General features: G+C 71.8%; 16 protein-coding genes. 2 read left to right on the forward strand and 14 right to left on the reverse strand.

Going from position 1 to position 20,465, the window contains the following annotated elements; all coding sequences use genetic code 11:
• From D7V77_RS16060 to D7V77_RS16075, 4 genes are all read right to left on the reverse strand, one after another.
• A partial coding sequence (locus D7V77_RS16060) for an ATP-binding protein (protein WP_120577196.1) occupies positions 1-1,502 on the reverse strand: 1,502 nt, incomplete at its 3' end.
• A gap of 445 nt (positions 1,503-1,947) precedes the next feature.
• A complete protein-coding gene (locus tag D7V77_RS16065; protein ID WP_120577170.1) occupies positions 1,948-3,345 on the reverse strand; it encodes a sigma-54 dependent transcriptional regulator in 1,398 nt (465 codons plus the stop codon).
• Positions 3,327-4,805 carry a sensor histidine kinase gene (locus D7V77_RS16070; RefSeq protein ID WP_120577171.1) on the reverse strand — a complete coding sequence of 493 codons (1,479 nt, stop codon included), beginning with the start codon at positions 4,803-4,805 and terminating at the stop codon, positions 3,327-3,329. Before D7V77_RS16070 ends, D7V77_RS16065 begins: the two co-directional genes overlap by 19 nt.
• Before the next feature lie 100 nt (positions 4,806-4,905).
• Positions 4,906-5,097, reverse strand: a complete 192-nt coding sequence (locus D7V77_RS16075; protein WP_120577172.1) for a hypothetical protein — start codon at positions 5,095-5,097, stop codon at positions 4,906-4,908.
• Positions 5,098-5,356: 259 nt separating this feature from the next.
• Here D7V77_RS16075 and D7V77_RS16080 point away from each other — a divergent pair, with 259 nt between their 5' ends.
• Positions 5,357-5,779 carry a response regulator gene (locus tag D7V77_RS16080; RefSeq protein WP_233597015.1) on the forward strand — a complete coding sequence of 141 codons (423 nt, stop codon included), beginning with the start codon at positions 5,357-5,359 and terminating at the stop codon, positions 5,777-5,779.
• On the opposite strand, the gene D7V77_RS16085 is transcribed toward D7V77_RS16080, so the two are convergent.
• The 3 genes from D7V77_RS16085 to D7V77_RS16095 are packed head-to-tail and all read right to left on the reverse strand — an operon-like array spanning position 5,780 to position 9,715.
• A complete protein-coding gene (locus D7V77_RS16085; RefSeq protein WP_120577174.1) occupies positions 5,780-7,093 on the reverse strand; it encodes a dicarboxylate/amino acid:cation symporter in 1,314 nt (437 codons plus the stop codon).
• 17 nt (positions 7,094-7,110) lie between these two features.
• Complete coding sequence (locus D7V77_RS16090) at positions 7,111-8,892, reverse strand: monovalent cation:proton antiporter-2 (CPA2) family protein (RefSeq protein ID WP_120577175.1); 1,782 nt, start codon at positions 8,890-8,892, stop codon at positions 7,111-7,113.
• A 55-nt stretch (positions 8,893-8,947) separates the two neighbouring features.
• On the reverse strand, positions 8,948-9,715 hold the full coding sequence (locus D7V77_RS16095) for an SDR family oxidoreductase (protein WP_120577176.1): 768 nt from the start codon (positions 9,713-9,715) through the stop codon (positions 8,948-8,950).
• A gap of 122 nt (positions 9,716-9,837) precedes the next feature.
• Here D7V77_RS16095 and D7V77_RS16100 point away from each other — a divergent pair, with 122 nt between their 5' ends.
• Complete coding sequence (locus D7V77_RS16100; RefSeq protein ID WP_120577177.1) at positions 9,838-10,758, forward strand: LysR family transcriptional regulator; 921 nt, start codon at positions 9,838-9,840, stop codon at positions 10,756-10,758.
• A 1-nt stretch (position 10,759) separates the two neighbouring features.
• On the opposite strand, the gene D7V77_RS16105 is transcribed toward D7V77_RS16100, so the two are convergent.
• From D7V77_RS16105 to D7V77_RS16135, 7 genes are all read right to left on the reverse strand, one after another.
• A complete protein-coding gene (locus D7V77_RS16105; protein WP_120577178.1) occupies positions 10,760-12,493 on the reverse strand; it encodes an ATP-binding protein in 1,734 nt (577 codons plus the stop codon).
• 111 nt (positions 12,494-12,604) lie between these two features.
• The gene (cheB, locus tag D7V77_RS16110; RefSeq protein WP_120577179.1) at positions 12,605-13,669 is read right to left on the reverse strand and encodes a chemotaxis-specific protein-glutamate methyltransferase CheB; all 1,065 of its coding nucleotides are present in this window, start codon (positions 13,667-13,669) and stop codon (positions 12,605-12,607) included.
• Positions 13,666-15,816, reverse strand: a complete 2,151-nt coding sequence (locus tag D7V77_RS16115; protein WP_120577180.1) for a response regulator — start codon at positions 15,814-15,816, stop codon at positions 13,666-13,668. Before D7V77_RS16115 ends, cheB begins: the two co-directional genes overlap by 4 nt.
• A 3-nt stretch (positions 15,817-15,819) precedes the next feature.
• Positions 15,820-17,463, reverse strand: coding sequence for a methyl-accepting chemotaxis protein (locus D7V77_RS16120; protein ID WP_120577181.1), 1,644 nt, complete (start codon positions 17,461-17,463; stop codon positions 15,820-15,822).
• The gene (locus tag D7V77_RS16125; protein ID WP_120577182.1) at positions 17,460-18,074 is read right to left on the reverse strand and encodes a chemotaxis protein CheW; all 615 of its coding nucleotides are present in this window, start codon (positions 18,072-18,074) and stop codon (positions 17,460-17,462) included. The genes D7V77_RS16120 and D7V77_RS16125 overlap by 4 nt, the downstream gene beginning before the upstream one ends.
• A 12-nt stretch (positions 18,075-18,086) precedes the next feature.
• Positions 18,087-19,850 carry a protein-glutamate O-methyltransferase CheR gene (locus tag D7V77_RS16130; protein ID WP_120577183.1) on the reverse strand — a complete coding sequence of 588 codons (1,764 nt, stop codon included), beginning with the start codon at positions 19,848-19,850 and terminating at the stop codon, positions 18,087-18,089.
• The gene (locus D7V77_RS16135) at positions 19,847-20,332 is read right to left on the reverse strand and encodes a chemotaxis protein CheW (RefSeq protein WP_120577184.1); all 486 of its coding nucleotides are present in this window, start codon (positions 20,330-20,332) and stop codon (positions 19,847-19,849) included. The genes D7V77_RS16130 and D7V77_RS16135 overlap by 4 nt, the downstream gene beginning before the upstream one ends.
• Positions 20,333-20,465: the final 133 nt, after the last annotated feature.

Here is a 20,465-nt window from a genome sequence, read left to right on the forward strand (position 1 = left end):
GGCGAAGGCGGCTCGGGCGGCGGGCCCTTCCGGGGCGGCGCGCGGCGCGGCAGCGTGACGGTGAAGGTGGTGCCGTCGCCCTCGGAGGAGGTGACCTCGATGGTGCCGCCGTGGGCGTGCACGATTTCGCGCACGATGTAGAGCCCCAGGCCGTAGCTCATCTTCAGCGTGCGCGTCTGCTGCGGGCCCTGGCGGAAGGGCTCGAAGAGGTGGGGCAGGGTGGCTTCCGGAATGGGGCGGCCCTGGTTGTGGACCGTCACCACCACCTTGTTGCGCAGGCCGCGAGTGGACAGCAGCACGGGCGCGTCCGCCGGGCTGTACTTGAGGGCGTTCTCCACCAGGTTGGACACCACCTGCGCCAGGCGGTCCGGGTCCCAGTGCCCCTGCGTGTTGCCCTTGTGGTCCACGACGATGTCGCGCTTCGGGAAGGCCACGCGGAACTCGTGCGCCACCTTGGCCAGCAGCTCCTGCGTGTCCGTGCCGCGCGGCTCAATCACCACGCCGCCCACCAGCCGGGCGCGGGTGAAGTCCAGCAGCAGGCGCGTCAGCCGTTCGATGCGGACCGCCGCGGTGGCGATGCGCTGGCTGGTGCGCGCCGTCTCCTCCGCGGGCCCACCGGCCGCGAGCACGCGCGACCAGTTCATGATGGCGCCGAGCGGGCTGCGGATGTCGTGGCTGATGATGCCCATCAAGTGTTCCTGGAACTCGGTGTGCCGGAGCACCTCTTCTTCCGCCCACTTGCGCTGGGTGATGTCGCGGCTGATGCCGAACAGGCCGAACACGTTCCCTTCCGGGTCGCGCAGCGGGCCCTTGGTGGACTGCCACACGCGGATGTCCCCGCTGGGGGACTGATGCGAATCCTCGTAGGTGAGGGGGTGGCCCGCCTTGAGCACGTCCCGGTCGTGCTTCACGTTGATGCGGGCCTCGTCGGGCGGGAAGAGCTCCGCGTCGGTGCGCCCGCGCACCTCGGCCACGGTGTCGCGGCCCACGGCGCGCGCGCCCGCCGAGTTGATGACCTGGTAGGTGCCATCCATGTCCTTGATGTAGATGGCGTCGGTGGTGCCCTCCATCACCGCCTGGAAGAGCTGGCCCACGCGCTGCAACTCGTGGCGGGCCTGGACCTCGCGGGAGATGTCGCGGCAGTGCACCAGCAGGCCGCCGTCCACGGGGCGGGTGCTCACCTCGAAGCAGAAGCCGCCTTCGTGCCAGCGGTGCTCGTAGGGCTCGGAGGAGGGCTGCTCGGTGGCGGGCACGTCCAGGCGCAGGTGCTGGCTCAAGCCCAGCACGTCCGCCACCTTCTTGCGCACGTCATCGCCCGGCTGGACGCGGGGCCCCAGCAGCTCGCGCATGCGCCGGCTCAGCCAGGTGATGCGCCAGCCCGCGTCCACACCGAGGAAGGCCTCTGGCAGCGCCTCCAGCAGCGTTTGCAGACCCGGGCCAGAGGCCTCCGTCGGGGACGGGGCGGAAGGACGGGAACGCGGGCGGGCAGGAGCTTGGGCCATCGGTGGGTCGTCGGGGTACGGGGAGCGGGTTCCTTCAGGTGGGAAACACAGCAGTGCGGCGGAGCGTGCCCGGCTTCAATGCCGGAACACGGGACCAGGACAGCGGCGGGCGTCCTGACTGCCTGTTACGCGAAACGCGGACTCGTGGATTTCCGAGGGTAGGGAGAAACCTCTTGGAGGAAACGGGTCAGTGACATTCCTGTCGCCTGCTTTGCGCGCGAGGTCCACCACGCGACAGAAGACACGGCTCTGGACGGGAACGGAACGCATCCTCCTGGAACCATACCCCGCGCGAGGCAAAGCGGGGGCCCGCCCCGAGGGATGACGTGACTTGCGCCCATGGCGGAGGGTTTTGGCCGGAGCGGATGGTCCAGGGGCTCCCAGGTGCTGGGAAAAAGGGGGGTGGACGTCACCCGGGGGGAGGCGTGCCCCGTGCCTCCCCGGCTCAGGGCTTCCTGGGCTCACGAGGCTCCTTGGCCTCCCGAGGCTCGGTGTCTCCGCGCTCCAGCTTCCGGTAGAGCGTCTTGCGGTCCACGCCCAGGATGCGCGCGGCGAGCGTGCGGCTTCCGCCCACCGCCTCCAGCACGCGGTGGATGTAGCGGCGCTCCAGCTCCTCCAGCGTCACCAGCTCCGACGGGTCCGTGTTCTCCGGCACCACGCGCGGCGTGCTGTAGTTGCGGATGCGCTCCGGCAGGTCATCCACCGTGAGCTGTTCGAAGGACGTGAGCGCCACGGCGCGCTCGATGCAGTTCTGCAACTCACGCACGTTGCCCGGCCACCCGTAGGCCAGCAGGCGCTGCGCCGCCGCGGGGGACAGGCCCACCACCTTCTTGCCCGTGCGGGTCGCGAACTGTTCCACGAAGCGCTGCGACAAGAGCAGCACGTCGTTGCCGCGCGCGCGCAGCGGGGGCAGCTCCAGGCCAATGACGTTGAGCCGGTAGTAGAGGTCCTCGCGGAAGCGGTTCTCCTCCACCGCCAGCTCCAGGTCGCGGTTGGTCGCCGCGACGATGCGCGCGTCGAAGGGCGTCTCCGTGTCCCCACCCACCGGGCGCACCACGCGCTCCTGCAGCGCGCGCAGCAACTTCGGCTGGAGCGTCATGGGCAGCTCGCCCACTTCATCCAGGAACAGCGTTCCCCCATTCGCCTTCACGAACAGGCCCGTGCGCGAGGCCTTCGCGTCGGTGAAGGCGCCCTTGGCGTGGCCGAACAGCTCGCTCTCCAAAAGCTGCTCCGGCATGGCCGCGCAGTTGATGGCCACGAAGGGCCCCTCCTTGCGCCGGCCCCGCGCGTGGAGGGCGCGCGCGGCCACCTCCTTGCCCGTGCCGCTCTCACCGGTAATCAGCACCGTGGCGTCCACGTCCGCCACCCGGTCGATGAGCGCGTACGCCTGCTTGAGCGCGGGGCTCTCTCCCACGAGCGCGCCGTCGTCCTGGCGCTGGTCCAGGGCCTGGCGCAGGCGGCGCACCTCCGCGCGCAGGGCGCGGTGCTGCACCGCGCGCTCCAGCACCAGCACCAGGGCGTCCAGGTCGATGGGCTTGGTGATGAAGTCGTAGGCGCCCGCGCGGATGGCGGCCACGGCCGTCTCCAGGCTGCCGAAGGCGGTCACCACGACCACGGGGATGTCCGGCCGGTTGAGCACGATGCGCTCGCACAGCGCCAGACCGTCCATGCCCGGCATGCGCAGGTCGGTGAGGACGGTGTCGAAGTCCTCGGCGGCAAGCTTCTGGAGCGCCTCGTCCGCGGCGGCCACTGCCACGGGCTGGAAGCCCCGGCGCTGGAGGCCCTTCTCCACCATGGCGCGCATCTCGCGCTCGTCTTCGACAATCAGGATGCGGCCTGGCATGCGTCCTTCCCTGGCGGCAGGTAGATGGAGAAACAACTCCCACGGCCCGGCTCGCTTTTCACGTCAATCCAGCCGCCGTGGTCGCGCACCATCCCATAGGAGACGGACAACCCGAGCCCCGTTCCCTCGCCCACGTCCTTGGTGGTGAAGAAGGGCTCGAAGACGTGGGGCAGCACGTCCGCGGGAATGCCCGAGCCCTCGTCCTCCACGTCCAGCCGCACCCAGTCCTGCTCCGGGCCGCCCACGTCCGCGGGCGGCGTGGAGCGCAGCACCTGCGAGCGCACGCGCAAGGTGCCGGGCCGGTTCATCGCGTGGAGGCCGTTCATCACCAGGTTGGTGAGCACCTGCTGGAACTGCCCCGAGTCCACCTCCACGGTGAAGCCCGGGGGCACCTCCTGGGACAGCGTCACGCTCCGCTTGGTGGCCATGGGCTTGAGCAGGGACAGCGTGCGCTCCGCCAGCAGGGACAAGTCCTCCGGCGCGCGGGAGGGCGTGCGGCGCCGGGCGAAGTCCAGCAGCTGCCGGATGATGCCGGTCATGTGCTGGGCCTGCTGGAAGATGATGCGTGCGCACTCGTTCACCTCGTCGCCCTCCGCCTCGCCGGAGGAGACCATCTTCGCGCGGCCCATGACGACGTTGAGCGGCGTGCCCAACTCGTGCGCCACGCCGGACGCGAGCTTGCCCACCGTGGTGAGCCGATCCGCGTGCCGCAGGTGCTCCACCGTGCGCAGGCGCGCCGCCGTCTCCGTGGCCAGCCGGGCCCGCGTCTCCTCCAGTTGTTCACCCATCCGGTTCATGGCCACCGCCAGCGTCGTCAGTTCGTCGCCGCGCTCACGCCGCAGGGGCACGCGCGCGGTGAGGTCGCCCTCGCCAATCCGTCCCGCCAGATGCACCAACTGCTCCACGGGCTGGCCCACCAGCTTGCGGCCCATGGCCATGGCGGCCAGGAGGAAGAAGAGGGAGAGCGCCGCCGTGGCGATGACGGTGCCCACCACGGTGGTGCGCACGTGCATCTCCTGCTCGGACATGGACTCGGTGATTTCAATGGCGCCCATGCGCCGCCCCAGGAACACCGGCGTGTACGAGCGCAGCACGCCCGGGCTGGTGGACTCGTCCATCAACCAGCCGTCGTTGCCCGCGCGCAGGCTGAGCAGCAGGGCGGGGGGCAGCGCCGGCGCGAAGCCGGAGCCCGGTCCACCGTCCAGCCACACCCAGCGCAGCCGCACCTGCTCCTGGAAGCGGTTGGCCTGGTTGAGGAGCGTGAGCGCTTCGGACTCACCCGCCAACTGCCACGCCTTGCCAATGGAGCCGGCCAGCGTGTGACCGAGCAGGCGGTGGTCGTGCTGCGTGTCGATTTCCGACCGGGCGAGCTCCCGGTTGACCTGGAACGCCTGGAGCCCGGCCATCACCGCGACGGCGAGCAGCACGAGGGCCAGGGTGAATTTGCGAGCGAGCTTCACGGAAGAGGCAACCCCCGGTTCGTGCGTGAGGGGGAAGGAACACACGGACCGGGGAGGTACGCTACGAGTACCGCGGGTGCTGCGTCACGACAGTCCGTGGCTAGTTGCTGCTCGAGCCTTCAGCCGGGGCGGCGGGGGCCTTCTGGGAGGTGCCCTGCTTCGCCTTCTTCGCCTTGGCGCCGGCCTTCGCCTGGGCGGCGGGCGCGCTCTTGGCGGGCTTGGCCTCGGCGGCGAAGGCGCCCGAGGCGAGGGACAGGGACAGACCGAGGACCAGGGCGGAAGTGCGCTTCATGGAGAGACTCCGTGTCATGCCCGCGAGGTGTGGATTGGGGTGTGGGGTGCGGGGCTGACTGGAGCTAGAGCATTGGCCATGCCAATCCGCGGCCCAGAGTGGGGCGCTGCCAACGCTGGGCAGGATGTCCATGCATGCCTGGGGCACATCGCCCCGACGGGGGCAGGATGCCCCGGAGACCCACGCGGCACGACGGATCCACGGCCCCTGAAGGCATGGGGCGACGCACGTGGCATGCGCCATGCTCCTCCGCAATCAAATGACGAACGCACCTTCGCAAGGAGAAGCAACGCACGCCCCGCGCATCCTGGTGGCCGAGGACGACGACGCGATGCGCGCGATGCTCGTGCGCACGTTGGCGCGCGCGGGCTACACGGTGGTGGAGGTGGAGGACGGCTTCGAGCTGGGTGACTACGTGGCGATGATGCAGGGCCACGGTGGGACGCTCGCTCCGCCGGACCTCATCGTCAGCGACGTGCGCATGCCGGGGCGCACCGGCCTGGAGGCGCTCGGGAGGTTGCGCGCGCAGGGCATCGCGTGCCCGGTGCTGCTGCTCAGCGCCTTCGCCGACGAGGAGACGCACGCGGAGGCCCTGCGGCTGGGCGCCCGGCAGTTGTTGGACAAGCCGGTGGACCTGGACGTGCTGAAAGAGGCGGTGCGCGACGCGGTGGCGCACCCCTGATCAGGCAGTCGTTCCTGCGTCGGCGGGCGGCGCCTCGGGAGTGGATACGCCGTTGAGCTCCGCGTGCAGCCGTTCGCGGTCCAGCTCATTCTCCCAGCGGGACACGACGATGCTGGCCACGCCGTTGCCAATGAAGTTGGTGAGCGCGCGCGCCTCGCTCATGAACCGGTCGATGCCCAGGATGAGCGCCAGCCCCGCCACCGGCACGGACGGCACCACCGCCAGCGTGGCGGCCAGGGTGATGAATCCCGCGCCCGTCACACCGGACGCGCCCTTGGACGTGAGCATCGCCACGCCCAGCAGCGTGGCCGTCTGCGTGAACGTGAGGTCCACGTTGAGCGCCTGGGCCACGAACAGCGCCGCCATGGTGAGGTAGATGTTGGTGCCGTCCAGGTTGAACGAGTAGCCGCTGGGCACCACCAGTCCCACCACGGACTTGGAGCAGCCCAGCCGCTCCAGCTTCTGCATCAGCGGCACCAGCGCGGACTCGGACGACGACGTGCCCAGCACCAGGAACAGCTCCGCGCGGATGTAGCGCAGGAACTTCAGGATGGAGAAGCCCGTCACCCGAGCGACGAGCCCCAGTACGCACACGACGAAGAGCACGCACGCCAGATAGAAGCACCCCATCAGGCGCAACAGCGGGCCCAGGCTGGTGACGCCGTAGGCGCCCAGGGTGAAGGCCATGGACGCGCCCGCGCCAATGGGCGCCAGCTTCATCACCGTGCCAATCATGTGGAAGAAGGCCTTGGAGAGCGCCTCGAAGAGGACGACCACGGGCTTCGCCGTCGCGCCAATGGCCGTGAGCGAGAAGCCGAACAGCAGCGCCAGGAGCAGCACCTGGAGCAGGTCGCCCTCGCCGGTGAAGGCGTCCACGAAGGTGCGCGGGATGATGTGCAAGAGGAAGCCCGCGGTGGACTGGTCATGAGCCTGCTGGGCGAAGCGGGCCACGGCGCTCGCGTCCAGCGTGCGTGGGTCCACGTTGAAGCCGGAGCCGGGCTTGAGCACCGTCACCACCACCGCGCCGATGATGAGCGCGAACGTGGAGATGACCTCGAAGTAGAGCAGCGCCTTGCCGCCCACCCGGCCGACCTTCTTCATGTCCGCCACGTTGGCCACGCCCAGCACCACGGTCAGGAAGATGACCGGGGAGATGAGCATCTTCACCAGCGCGATGAACGCGTCGCCCAAGGGCTTGAGCTTCACCGCCGTGGACGGCGCGAAGTGGCCCAGCAGGCCCCCCGCGAAGATGGCGGCCAGCACCCAGAGGTAGAGGCGGGAGGACTTCGAGTGGCCAGCGGTATCGGCGCTCATTGGTCGTGCGTCCCCCCTCAGACCGACTTCTGCTCGGCTTCGTCCTTCTCGAACAACAGCTCCAGCTCGCGGCGCGCGCGGACGATGACCTCCATGAATTTCTTCTCGTCCTTGAAGACCTTGGCGCTCTCCAGCATCAGGGCCTCGTCGTGCTCGCGAAAGCGCTCCACGGACCGGCGGGCCTCCGCGAAGGTGAGGCCCATCTCCTGGAGCACGTCTCCGGCCATGGTGAGGCTCGCGTCGAACGTCTCACGGATGAGATGGGTGACGCCCATGTCCAGCAGCCGGTACGCGTGCTCGCGGTTGCGCGCCCGGGCGTAGATGGTCAGGTGCGGGAAGTGCTCCTTCACCATCTGCGCGGTGCGCAGGGACGCGGCCATGTCGTCGATGGCCAGCACGAACACCTTGGCCTTCTCCGCGCGGGCGGCGCGCAGCAAATCCAACCGGGACGCGTCGCCGTAGAACACCTGGTTGCCGAAGCGCTGGATGAAGTCGATGTGCTCCGCGCTCGCGTCGATGGCGGTGAACCCGATGCGGCGCGCGCGCAGCAGGCGGGCCACCACCTGACCCACGCGCCCCATGCCCGCGATGATGACCGGGTGGTCCTCTTCCGGGGACACGTCGTATTCGCGCTGAGGGCCCTTGTTCTTGAATCGCGGCGCCACCCAGCGCTCGTGGATGGCGGACAGGAACGGCGTCACCACCATGGACAGGCCCACCACCAGCACCAGCAGGTCCGCCTGCTCGCGCTCCATCACGTGGAAGGACACGGCCAGGGAGAAGAGGACGAAGGCGAACTCACCGCCCTGCGAAATCACCACCGCCAGGCTCTCCGCGGAGCCCGGCTTCTTCAGCCCCACCCGACCCAGCCCGTACAGCACCAGCGCCTTGAGGAAGGTGAGGCCCAGCACCAGCGCCAGCACGCGCAGGGACTCGCGCGCGAGCAGCGCCAGGTTCAAGGACATGCCCACGGCGATGAAGAACAGGCCCAGCAAGAGGCCCTTGAAGGGCTCGATGTCCGCCTCCAGCTCGTGGCGGTACTCGGACTCCGACAGCAGCACGCCCGCGAGGAACGCGCCCATCGGCATGGACAGGCCCACCGCGCTGACCAGCGTCGCGGTGCCCACGACGACGAGCAGCGCCGTCGCGGTGAACAGCTCCTGGCTGTGTACGGACGCCACCGCGCGGAACACCGGCCGCAGCAGGTGTCGGCCCGCCACCACCACCACGAGCACCGCACCCACGGCCTTCACGGCCATCAGCCACCCGGGCTCCGTGGACGGCGTGTCGGACCGGCCCAGGAGCGGCAGCGCGGCCAGGAGTGGGATGACGGCCAGGTCCTGGAACAGGAGGATGCCGAAGGCCAGCTGACCGTGCTCGGCGGTGAGCTGGTTCTTCTCCCCGAGCAGCTGGAGCGCGAACGCGGTGGAGGACAGCGACAGGCCGAAGCCCGCGACGATGGCCGCGTTCCAGGACAGGCCCAGCGCCTTCGACACGCCCGCGAGCAGCAGGCCCGTCAGCACCACCTGCGCGCCGCCCATGCCGAACACGGAGCGGCGCAGGTTCCACAGGCGCGACGGCTGCAGCTCCAGGCCAATCACGAACAGCAGCAGCACCACGCCCAGCTCGGCGGTGTGGAGGACGTTCTCCACGTCGGAGATGAGGCCCGCGCCATACGGCCCGATGGCCGCGCCCGCCGCCAGGTAGCCCAGCACGGAGCCCAGCCCCAGCTTCTTGAAGAGGGGCACGGCGACGACCGCGGCGGCCAGGAACACCAGCGCCTGATGCAGGAAGGACATAAGGCGCCTGCATGGCACGCTGAAGGCCACCTCGGCAACAGGCGTGGGGAGCGGCTCAGGCCTGCTGGGTGGGCATGAGGGTGAGCTGCTGGAAGTTGATGTGCCGCGGCAGGGCGGTGGCGAAGGCGATGATGCCCGCGACCTCCTCCGGCGACATCCAGGTGAGCGACTTCCGAGCGCCCTCCAGCCAGGCTCGCGCGCCCGGGTCGGTGTTGCCGTCGTGCAGCGCGGTGTCCACCAGCCCCGGCTCCAGGGCCATCACCCGGACGAAGCGGGGGCCCAGCTCCGCGCGCAGGTGACGGGACAGGTGGGTGACGGCGGCCTTGGTGGCGCCGTAGACGTTGAAGTTCGGGTACACCGCCTGCGCGGCCACGGACGACACGTTGATGAGGTCCGAGCGCCCGCCCGCCTTCGCCGCCGCCAGCAGCGGCTCCACGAAGGTCTCCACGACGCGCACGCTGGCCTTCACGTTCAAGTCGATCATCTGTTCCCAGTCCTCCGTGGGGTGCGCCTCCATGGGCGTGGGCCGCATGAGGCCGGCGTTGTTGAGGACCAGGTCCGCGACGCCCAGCTCGCCCGCGATGGCCTTCGCGGCCTCCTTCACGGACCGCGCGTCCAGCACGTCGGTGCCCAGGGCGAGCGCCCGGCCACCCCCTTGCGTGATGGTGGAGGCGAGCGCGTCCAGCCGCTCCTTGCTGCGCGCGAGCAGGGCGACGCTCGCGCCGTCCCGTGCGAGGCGCAGGGCGGTGGCGGCGCCGATGCCGCTGGAGGCGCCGGTGATGACGGCGATGCGGCCGGACAGGGGCAGGGTGGGGGATGCCATGGGAGGACTCCTGCTCGCGCTAGGGAAGGGTGCTGCTTTCGCGAGACAGGACAAGGGATAGGAAATGGGCGCTTCCGGGAGTAGGTCTGGAATCTGGATGGACTCCTGAAGAAAGCTCAGGAATGGCTCTCACTCCGCTCAATGCGTTGCACCAGTTCCTCGCTGTCGCCCGGCACCGAAGCTTCGCGGCCGCGGCGGCGGAGTTGGGCGTGTCGGCCTCCGCGCTGAGCCACACGGTGCGCCAGTTGGAGGAGCGGCTGGGTGTGCCGCTGTTGTCGCGCACGACGCGCAGCGTGGCGGTGACGGCGGCGGGGCGGCGGTTGGTGGAGCAGGCCGGGCCGGGCGTGGCGCAGGCCCTGGGCGCCCTCAAGGACGCGTCCTCGCGGCCCGGGACGCTGACGGGCGCGCTGCGCTTGACGCTGCCGTCCACCGCGCTGCCCTTCGTGCTCACGCCGCTGCTGGCCTCGTTCCGCGAGCGCCATCCCCAGGTGGAGTTGGACCTGGTGGTGGAGAACCGGAAGGCGGACATCGTCGCGGAGGGCTTCGACGCGGGCATCCGGCTGGAGGAGTACCTGGAGCGGGACATGGTGGCGGTGCGCATCGCGCCCCCGTTCCGCTTCGTCGTGGTGGGCACTCCGGAGTACCTGGAGCGCCACGGCACACCGGTGAAGCCGAAGGACCTGCTCCATCACGACTGCTTCACCTATCGCTCGTCCAACACCGGTGCGCTGCTGCCGTGGGATCTGGAGAAGGGCTCGCGCACGTGGCGGCTGCCGGTGCGCGGCGCCGTCACCACCAACGACGAGCGCGTCTGGCTGGGGCTGGCGGAGGCCGGCCTGGGCCTGGCGTACGTGCTGGAGTCCCAGGTGGAGAGGCAGCTGAAGGCGGGCACGCTGCGCCGCGTGCTGGAGGAGTACGCCGCGTCCGTGCCGGGCCTCTTCCTCTACTTCCCCAGCCGAGCGCAGGTGTCACCCGCGCTGCGCGCCTTCCTGGAGCACGCGCGGCAGGTGCTCACCCCGCCCGCGCGGAGGAAGGGGCGCTGACTCAGTGCTCGTAGGTGTCGCGCGGACGCGACATGCCACCGGAGGCCGCGGCCTGCGGGGCGGCGACGGGCATGCCCACGTGCGCCACGGGCAGCGTGAAGTTGAAGACGCTGCCGGTGCCCAGGATGCTCTCCGCGCGGATGGAGCCGCCGTGCGCTTCCACCAGGCCCTTGGCGATGGCCAGCCCCAGGCCGGTGCCGCGGGCAGCCGCGTCGCGCGCCTGCCAGTAGCGGTCGAAGATGTGCGGCAGCGCGTCCGGCGTGATGCCGTTGCCCGTGTCGCGCACGTCGAAGGACACCTCGCCGCCGCGCATCACCGCCTTCACCGCCAACGTGCCGCCCGGCGGAGTGAACTTCACGGCGTTGCCCAGCAGGTTGCCCATCACCTGGAGCACGCGGCTGCGGTCGCACTTCACGCGCAGGCCCTCCGTGGGCAGGTCCGCTTCCAGGTGCAGCCCCTTGGCCTCCGCCAGCGGCCGGATGGCCTCCAGCGCCTCCGTGGCCAGCGCCACGGCGGTGTGCTCGCCCAGCTCCAGCGGCAGGTGGCCCGCCTCCAGGCGGCCCCAGTCCAACAGGTCGCTGATGAGCCGCGACATGCGCTCCGCCGCGTCGTTGATGCGCGTGGCCTGCTTCGCCACCGCCTCGCCGCCCGGCTTGCCCGCGGTGCCGCGCAGGAGCAGCGCCGCGCCCAGCTGCACCACGCCCAGCGGGTTCTTCAGGTCGTGCGACACCACCGCGAGCAGGTCCTCGCGAGCGCGCGCCGCCCGGCGGGACTCACCCACCAGCCGAGCGTTGTCGATGGCCAGGCTCGCGCGCAGGCAGAGGTCCTCCGCCAGCGCCAGGTCGTCCGGGCCGTAGCGGCGGCCGGAGCCGGAGCTCACGAACGTCACCGCGCCCAGCGTGTGGCCGCGCGCGCGCAGCGGGATGATCATGTACGAGCGCGCCTGCAACGCCTCCAGCATCGCCGGGTGCGCGGGCTCCGCCGCCGCCGCGCGCAAGAGCGACTCCGTCACCGCGGGCACCAGCTCCGGCTCGCCCGTGCGCAGCACGCGCAACAGGCCCACCGGCGCGTCGTCGCGAACCTCCGTGCGCATGGGCAGGCCCCGGGCGCGCTCCTGCTGCGTCGGGTCCAGGCACGCCACCGCCGCGCGGCCCACCCACGGGCCCTGCTCCAGCGCGTCCACCAGGCACCAGTCCGCCAGGTCCGGCACCGCCAGGTGCGCGAGCAGCGTGTACATGCCCTGCGGATCCGGCGGGTGCGTGAACAGCGTCGTCATCGCCTGGTACAGGAAGGACCGGCGGCGCTCGGCGGTCTCCACCTCCGCGCGCGCGGCCTGCTCCAGCTCCAGCGCGCGCGAATAGACGGCCTCGGCTTCCGTGAGCGCCCGCGCCGTCACCAGCACGACCGGGGACGCATCCGCGTCCGTGCCCAGCGGCGTGAGCACCAGCGCGTGCCGGCGGATGCCCTGCGCGCCCGGCCACGGCGCCTCCACGGTGGTGGACTCGCGCAGCGTCACCACGCGGACGCGCGCGGACTCCAGCGCGGTCAGTGCCTCCTGCGGCAGCCCCAGCTCACTCCAGTGCCGGCCCGACAGCGCGCCTGCCTCACGGCCGAGCGCCCGGGCGCCCGCCGCGCTACACGACACCAGCCGGCCCGTGCCATCCAGCAGGTAGGCAGGGTCGGGGATGGCGGCGAACACCGCTTCGTAGGCCAGACCGATTGTCAAAGCGCTCATCGGGGAGAAGGGGCGAGGGGGTGCCCGGATTGGACCCGATATTGACACTCCGTTCCAGGCCCGCCATTCCGCCCGCCAACTCCGGCGTATGAATTTCACTCAACCAACACTTCAGCTGAGCCGACCCCCCGGCTGGAGCAGTGCCAGCAGCCGGCGGGCAATCTGCCCGAGCGGCAGGACCTCGTGCGCCAGGTTGGCGCCCACCACCACTGCGGGCATGCCGTAGACCACGGACGTCGCCTCGTCCTGGGCGATCACCCGCCCGCCCGCCTGGTGCAGGTCCCGGATGCCGTCCAGGCCGTCCTGGCCCATGCCGGTGAGCACCACCGCCAGGGCCGTCTGCCCGTAGGCGCGGGCCACGGTGCGGAAGAGCCAGTTGGCGGACGGGCGGAAGCCCTGGATGGGCGCGGCGCCGGACACCTGCGCGCGCTGGTCCTGGGTGACGCCCAGGTGCTTGTCATCCGGGGCCAGGTACACCGTGCCGGAGACGAGGGGCTCGCCGTCCTCGGCCACCTTCACGCGCAGCTTCGTGGCCGTGCCCAACCACGTGGCCAGGCCGGAGCCGAAGCCCAGCGCGATGTGCTGTACCACCAGGATGGGGGGCGGGGAGGGGTGGCTGCCCAGGTCGGACAGGATGCGGTGGAGCGCGGCGGGGCCCCCCGTGGACGCGGCCAGCGCCAGCACGGCGGGCGGGCGTGTGCCGGGCGTGGGCGTCGACTCCGGCGGGGGCAGCGGCGTGGCGGAGCGGTCCGGCCAGCGGCGCACCACCTTCACCTGGGCCATGGCCTTGAGCGTGTCGCGCAGGCGGCGGCTGTCCGCCTCGAAGTCCGGCGACTCCGGGCCCACCGGCTTCTGGAGCACCGCCAACGCCCCGGCCCTCAGCGCGGCCATGGACGTCTGGATGTCGCGCTCCACCAGCGTGGACACCACCACCACCGGCGTGGGCACCTCCGTCATGATGCGGCGGGTGGCGTCCAGGCCGTCCATGCGCGGCATCTGGATGTCCATCGTCACCAGGTTCGGCTGCAGGCGCTGGCACAGCTCCACCGCCTCCAGGCCGTCCTTGGCCTCACCCACCACGGTAAGCGCCGGGTCGGTGCGCAGGATTTCCACCAGCAGCCGCCGGGCGGTGGGCGAGTCCTCGGCCACCAGGATGCGCAACGGTTCGGTCTTCATAGCAGTCGCCTCAGGGTCTCCAGCAGACTCGTGGGGTCAAACGCGCTCTTCACGATGTACGCGCTCGCGCCGGCTTGCAGGCCGCGCGCCTTGTCCTCGGGCTTCTCTCGCGACGTGACGAGCACCACCGGCACCCGTCCGAAGCGCGGAGAGGTGCGCACGGCCTCCGTCACCTGGAAGCCATCCATGCGCGGCATCTCCACGTCCAGCACCAGCGCGTCCGCGCCGCCCGCCTGGAGCCGCTCCCACGCCTCCGCGCCGTCCGCGCACGCGGTGACGTCGTAGCCGGCGCCCTCCAGGATGCTCTGCTCCAGCATGCGGGTCGTGGGCGAGTCGTCCGCCAGCACCACGCGCCGGCGCACCGCCTGCTCCTTGGGCGTGGGGAAGAACTGGGCGGAGGGGCGTCCCCCCGCGGCCCGCACCAGTGACGCGGGGTTGAGCAGCAGCGCCATGCGCCCATCCGGCAGCACCGCGGCGGCGGCCACGTGCCGGGCCCGCTTCACGCGGCTGCCCAGCGAGCGCACCAGCACCTCCTGCTCCGCGATGACCTCGTCCACCACCAGCGCCGCCTGCGCGGTGCCCGCGGACAGCACCACCGCGGGGGGCCGCGACTTCGGCGGCCCCGGGGGCAACTCCAGCACGCCCGCGAGCGACGCCAGCGGCACCAGCGCCTCCGGCGTCACCCAGGACATGCGGCCCTCCACCTCGCGCACGTCGGAGGGCGCCAGGCGCAACAGCCGGTCCACGCCCTCGCTGGCGAGCGCCAGCACCTGCCCGCCCACGGACACCAGCAGCACGCGCAGGGTGCTCAGGGTGAGGGGCACGTCCAGCGTGAAGCGGGTGCCCTGGCCCGCCTTGAAGGCCACCTCCACGCTGCCGCGCAGGGCCTCCACCTGGGCGCGCACCACGTCCAGGCCCACGCCCCGGCCGGACACCGCCGTCACCTTCGCCGCGGTGGACAGGCCCGGCAGGAACACGAGCCGCGCCGCGTCCTCGTCGTCCTCGGGCGCTTCCATGCCCCGGGCCCGCGCGCGCTCGCGCAGCGCCTCCAGGTCCAGGCCACGCCCGTCGTCCTCCACCGCCACCTCCACCCGGCTGCCGCGAAGCCGCGCGGACAGCACCACGCGGCCCTCCTCCGGCTTGCCGTGGCGCACGCGCTCCTCCGGCGCCTCCAGGCCGTGCGCCACCGCGTTGCGCACCAGGTGCAGCAGCGGTTCGCGCAGGGACTGGAGCAGCGAGCGGTCCAGGTCCAGCCCGCCGCCGTGCACCTCCATGCGCACGCGCCGGCCCAGGCTGTGCGCCACGTCGCGCGCGGCGCGCTCCAGGCCGGTGCAGCCCTCCTCGAAGGGGAGCATGCGCGCGCGGCGCACCTCATCATCCAGGCCGGTGGAGGACTGGAACAGCGCGCGGCGGTCCTGCGCCAGCACGCGCGCCACCCGCGCCAGCTCCAGCTCCACGCGGCGCAGCGTCGCCTCGGACTGCGTGCCGCGCACCCGCTCGCGCAGCCCCATCACGTCGTCGCGCAGCGCCTCCAGGGATTCGGCGTGGCCCTCCAGGCGCAGCATCGCCACGCGCAACTCACCACTGCGGCCCAGCAGCGCGTCCAGCTTCTGCCCGGACACGCGCACCGGCAGCATCTCCCCGCTGGCCTGCGAGGGGAAGGAGAGCTCCGGCTCGGCCTCCGCGGGCTTCTCGTGGGGAGCAGGGGCGGGCGGCGCCGACTTCGGCGCGGGCACTGGAGGCTGGGTGGGCGAGCCGTGCGCGGCCTGCTCCAACTGGGGCAGCAGCGCCTCCAGCGGTGAGCCGGACAGGTCCTGGCGCGCGGCCAGGCGGCGGCCCGCGTCGTCCAGCGCGTCCACGGTGGCGAAGCACAGCTCGAAGAGGTCCGGCGAGGGCGCGCGCCCGTGGATGAGCGGCTCCAGCACCTCCTCCATGCGGTGGCAGGCGTTCTCCACCATGCTGGCGCTGGCCGCGCGAGACGCGCCCTTCACGCTGTGCAGCGTCCGCAGGATGCCCGGGACGAGCTCCTTCGCGCGCGCCGGGGCCTGCTCCAGCGCGAGCAGGTCCCGGTTGAGGGACACGACGTGCCCCTCCAGCTCCTCCAGGAACGAGTCCAGCAGTGCCTGCGCCAGCCTGTCGCGATCCATGGGTTAGCGCCCGAACTCCCCGAGCAGCCCCTTCAACTTCTGGCCCATGGCGTTGATGTCCTGCATCGCGCGCTCCGTCTGCCGCGACGAGATGAGCCCCTGCTGCGTGGCCTGGTTCACGTCGTGCATCGCCTGGCGGATCTGCCCGATGCCGGTGGCCTGCTGGTTGGCGGACGCGGCGATTTGCGCGGCCGTGAGCGACGCCTGCGTGAGCAGGTCCGCCAGCTGCTGGATGGTGGCGCCCGCTTCGGTGACGACGCGCGTGGCGGCGGACACGCTCTTGGTGCCCTCCTCCGTGGTCATCACCGCGCCGTGGGTGGCCTTCTGGATTTGTCCCAGGATCTGCCGCACCTGCGCGGTGGCCTTCTTGGACTGGTCCGCCAGGGCCTTCACCTCGGAGGCGACGACGGCGAAGCCGCGGCCGTGCTCGCCCGCGCGGCTCGCTTCAATGGACGCGTTGAGCGCGAGCATGTGCGTCTGCTCGGAGATGTCGTTGACGGTGGTGATGATGTCGCCAATGGCCTGGGCCTGCTCGGCCAGGGCGAGGATGCGCGACGCGATGGACTCCACCTGGTCACGCACGGCGCCCATGGAGGACACCGCCTCCTCCACGGCGCGGCGGCCGGAGCGGCCCACCTCCTCGGAGTGACGGGCGGACTCGCTCACGGCGCGGGCGCGGCCGGCGGCCTCTTCCGACGTCTTGGTGATCTCCTCGATGGTGCTCACCGTCTCCGTGACGGCGGTGCCCTGCTCCTGGGCGCCGGCCACCTGCTCGGTGGTGCTGGCGAGGATTTCGGAGGACGCGCCGGCCAGCTGGTTGACGAACTCCGCCACGGTCTTGAGCGTGTGCTCGCGCTGCTCGGACTGCTTCGCCAGCTGGATTTCCGCCTGCTGGCGGCGCTCCGCCATGGCGTTGAAGGCGCCGGCCAGGTCGGCCATCTCGTCCTTGCCGCGCACGTCGATGCGGTGGGTGAGGTCGCCCTTGCCCAGCTGCTCCGCGCCGAAGGTGAGCTTGCGCAGGGGGTCGGTGATGCCGCGGGTGATGACGAAGCTGCCCACGCCCACGATGGCCAGGCCCAGGAGGGTGCCCAGCGCCAGCACCCAGACGCTGCGCTGCGCGGCCTGGGTGGCGGCGTCGGAGTACTGCCTCCAGCGGTCCTCCTCCGTCTCGCGCATCTCCGCGATGAGCTCCCGGATGACCTCCATCTCCCGCTGGCCGCGGTTGGTCTTCACCACGGTCTGGGCCGCCTCGAAGCCCTGCTCGCGGCGCAGGCGGATGGTGTCGGCCACCTCGTCCAGCTTGCTCGCGACCAGCGGCTCCAGCTTCGTGAAGCGCGAGCGCTGGTCGGGGTACTTCGCCATCGCGGGGCGCAGGGCGTCCATGTCCGCGCGCAGCTCGGTGAGGGCGTTCTGGTACGGGCGCAGGTAGCTCTCGTCGCCGGTGAGGAGGAAGCCGCGCTGGCCGGTCTCCGCGTCCACGATGAGGGCGCGCGCCTCGCGCAGCATCTTGTAGTTGTTGTGGGCCTCCAGCAGGCCCTCCGTGGTGGTGGTGAGCTGCTGGGCGCCCTGGAAGGCCACTCCGGCGATGATCAGCAGGACCAGCAGGGACAGCCCGAAGCCCAGCGCGATGCGATTCCCGATGCTCATGCGACTCCTTCTTCGGAAAGCTCGAACACGAGACGCTCGTCGGCGAGGAGGGCCTCTCCCTCCAGGACGAGCGTGCCGTCGGGGCTGACGCCGGACACCAGCGCGCCCGCTTCCTCTTCCAGGGAGGAGGGCGCGGGCAACAGCTCCGTGACCGTCAGCACCGCCACCTCCATCACCTCATCCGTGCGCAGGCCCAGCTCCGCGCGGGCCGTGCCCACCACCAGCACGGGGCCGGTGCCCTGCGCCGAGGGCCGGCCGAACAGCGGCGCCAGCTCCACCACGGGCAGCACCTCTCCACGCAAGAGCGTCAGGCCGCGCAGCAGCGGCGGCGAGCCCGGCAGCAGGGTGAGCTCCGGCGCGCGCATGACCTCCAGGATGAAGCGCGACTCCAGGGCATACAGCTGGCCCGCGGCCCGGAAGCGGACCATCTCCCGCTGGCTGCCGGGCAGCACGGGGATTTCCGCCGGGCGGGCCAGGGCGAGGGCGCGCGCGTCGAGCGCGGCGAGGGCCGCCTCGTCGGTGAGGGTGTCGCGCGCCTCGGTGGCGCGCTCCAGCGCTTCCATCCGGGCCCGGGCCTTGTCCCAGTCGATGTTTCCCTCGCGCTTCGGCATCCGCTCGCCTCTTTAGCCTTCCGTCCGCTCCAGGCGCCGCCACTCCGCGCGGGCCACGTCCGCCAGCGCTCCGGCCCGCTCACCTTCCGCCAGCGGCACCAGCGCCTCTGGCGGCAGCTTCCGGCACAGCCCTTCCGCCTCGCGGTAGGACCGGGCCGCGGCGGCGGCCTGGTCCTGCCGGCGCAGCACGTGGCCCATGAGCAGGTGGCCCACCGCGAGCCCCGGCTCCAGGTAGAGCGCCTGCCGGGCGGCTCTCTCCGCGTCGGACAGCCGCGCCTGTCCCAGGAGCAGCAGGGCCTCCAGATACCGCAGACCGGCGACCAGTGGGTGACGAACCGAGGCCTCCTCGCAGGCGAACAGCGCCGCGCGCGGATCCAGGTTGGCCAGTGCACGAACCGCGGCCAGGGCGCCCTCCGGGTCGGCCGATTGGGCCCCCGCCCGCCGGGCCGCCTCGCGCCAGTCGCCGCGGGCCAGCGCCACCCGCACGGCCTCCAGGGCCTCCACGCTGAGCGTGAAGCGGGTGCGCGTGCCAGACGTGGACGCATCGCCGGTGCGAGCCGTCGGAGCCCCCGAAGCGGGAGCGCCGCCGGAGAGGGCTCCCGCCGACGAGGGCGCACCACCGCCGGCAGGCCCGAGGCCCGAAATGGGAGCGCCGCCATGGGAGCCGATCCCCAAGGCTGACGTGCCGGTCCCTGACGCCCACGGCGGGGAGACACCCGCGGTCGCACCATCCGCTCCGGCGGTGAACACCCCCGGCGCGACTCCCGAGGAACCTCCCGCCGGAGACGGCCGGGCTCCCGGAGACGCGGAGGCTCCAGGGGCCACCGCGGGGAGCGAACCCGCTCCGGGACGACCGCTGGAGACAGCACCCGGCGTGCCCACGGTGAAGGGCGTGCCATCCGCGCGCAGCGGCGCCAGGGGCTGGAGCGGGACGAAGTGCCCGGCGTTCGAGCCGGCCAGGGGCTTGCGGTACAGCACGCCCCACTCCGTGAGGACGGGCTCGAACGGCGCGTAGTCCCCGAGCGGCGGATCCGACGGACCCGTGAACAGGTACCCGCCGTCGTCCAGGGACGCATGGAGCCTGCGCGCCACGCCCTCGATGGTGGCGCGGTTGAAGTAGATGAGGACGTTGCGGCAGAAGATGACGTCCAACTGCCAGAGGCCGCTCTCCGCCGAGGGCCACGTCTCCAGCGCCAGGTTGAGGTAGCCCAGCTGCACGTGGCGCTTCACGTCCTGCGACAGCTGGTAGAAGCGGCCCTCCTGCTTGAGGTGGGGACGCATGCGGTCCGCGGAAGGGCCGCGCAGGGACCAATCCGTGTAGCGGGCCTGCTGGGCGCGGCGGAGCGCCGTGCGCGACACGTCCGTCGCGCGCACAGTCATGTGGTCTTCCCAGCCCTCGGCCATCAGCAGCGCGGTGATGGAGTAGGGCTCCTCGCCGGAGGAGCACGCCGCGCTCCACGCGCGCAGCAGGTGGCCGGGCCCCTGGCGCTCGTGTAATTCCGGCAGCACCACGCGGCGCAGGTGGTCGAAGTGCTCGTGGGTGCGGAAGAAGTACGTCTCCCCGATGGTGAGCTCGGTGAGCAGGTCGTCCAGGAGCGCGTTGTCGAACGACACCTCGCGCAGGTAGACCTCCACGTCGTCCTGGTTGGCGCGGGCCATGGCGCGCTGGATGCCTTCCAGCGCGGCGGCCAGGCAGCTGGGCGCGGCGAGCCCGGCGCGCTGCTCCACCAGGGCGAGCACCTCCTTGAATCCCGGGGGCAGGACGCCGCCAATCAAGCAGGCTCCGGAAGGGCTCCGAGCGCGGTGTCGAGTTGCAGGGCCTCCGCCTCGGAGAGGAAGGAGCGCAGGTCGTGCACGAGCACCAGCCCGTCCGTCAGCTTCGCGGCGCCGGCCACGTACCCCACGCCCGGCAGCTCCCGGGGAGACGGGTCCCACTCCCCGGGGGTGACGGCGTGCAGCCCTTCGGCCCGGTCCACGCGCATCGCCACCAGCCGTCCACCGGTGGAGGCGACGATGAAGTGGTCCATGGGGGACAGGGCGCGAGCGGGGTGGCGGAAGCGGCGGCGCAGGTCCAGCACGGGCAGCAGCTCACCGCGCAGGTTGAGCAGGCCCTCCACCACGTCGGGGGCCTGGGGCAGGGGCGTGAGGCGCGCGGCGCGCACCAACTCGCGCACATCCTCCACGGGCAGGCCGTAGCGCTGCCGCTCCAGGGTGAACAGCAGGACTTCCTGTGGGCCGGCCTCCGAGGGGGGATTCATGGATGCGCGTCGCAGGCTACAGGAGGCAGGTCACCCTGGGGATTCAGGATGTGGGCCCGTCTTCCAGAGAACGCTCCGAGGGGATGGCGTGGGGCCTCTGCCTGAAGCCAACGCCCGGCGGGACGCCAGGAGT

The sequence above is a fragment of the Corallococcus sp. CA041A genome (assembly GCF_003612075.1).
Lineage (GTDB): Bacteria > Myxococcota > Myxococcia > Myxococcales > Myxococcaceae > Corallococcus > Corallococcus exiguus.